The following is a 782-nucleotide window of genomic DNA, read 5'->3' on the forward strand; positions in this document are numbered from 1 at the left end:
GGCATTTGTTGCTTCAGCACCGTAGTGCCTCGTCATCACGCCTCAGCCTTGATTTTCCGGATTTGCCTGGAAAACCAGCCTACACGCTTAAACCGGGACAACCGTCGCCCGGCCAACATAGCCTTCTCCGTCCCCCCTTCGCAGTAACACCAAGTACAGGAATATTAACCTGTTTCCCATCGACTACGCCTTTCGGCCTCGCCTTAGGGGTCGACTCACCCTGCCCCGATTAACGTTGGACAGGAACCCTTGGTCTTCCGGCGAGCGGGCTTTTCACCCGCTTTATCGTTACTTATGTCAGCATTCGCACTTCTGATACCTCCAGCATGCCTCACAGCACACCTTCGCAGGCTTACAGAACGCTCCCCTACCCAACAACGCATAAGCGTCGCTGCCGCAGCTTCGGTGCATGGTTTAGCCCCGTTACATCTTCCGCGCAGGCCGACTCGACCAGTGAGCTATTACGCTTTCTTTAAATGATGGCTGCTTCTAAGCCAACATCCTGGCTGTCTGGGCCTTCCCACATCGTTTCCCACTTAACCATGACTTTGGGACCTTAGCTGGCGGTCTGGGTTGTTTCCCTCTTCACGACGGACGTTAGCACCCGCCGTGTGTCTCCCGTGATAACATTCTCCGGTATTCGCAGTTTGCATCGGGTTGGTAAGTCGGGATGACCCCCTTGCCGAAACAGTGCTCTACCCCCGGAGATGAATTCACGAGGCGCTACCTAAATAGCTTTCGGGGAGAACCAGCTATCTCCCGGTTTGATTGGCCTTTCACCC

At 55.0% G+C, this 782-nt stretch carries 1 rRNA gene; it reads right to left on the reverse strand.

Going from position 1 to position 782, the window contains the following annotated elements:
* Nucleotides 1–782 (reverse strand): 23S ribosomal RNA (locus EK386_RS20705); the annotation flags it as partial.

Source organism: Lysinibacillus antri (genome assembly GCF_003977595.1).
GTDB classification, from domain to species: domain Bacteria; phylum Bacillota; class Bacilli; order Bacillales_A; family Planococcaceae; genus Ureibacillus; species Ureibacillus antri.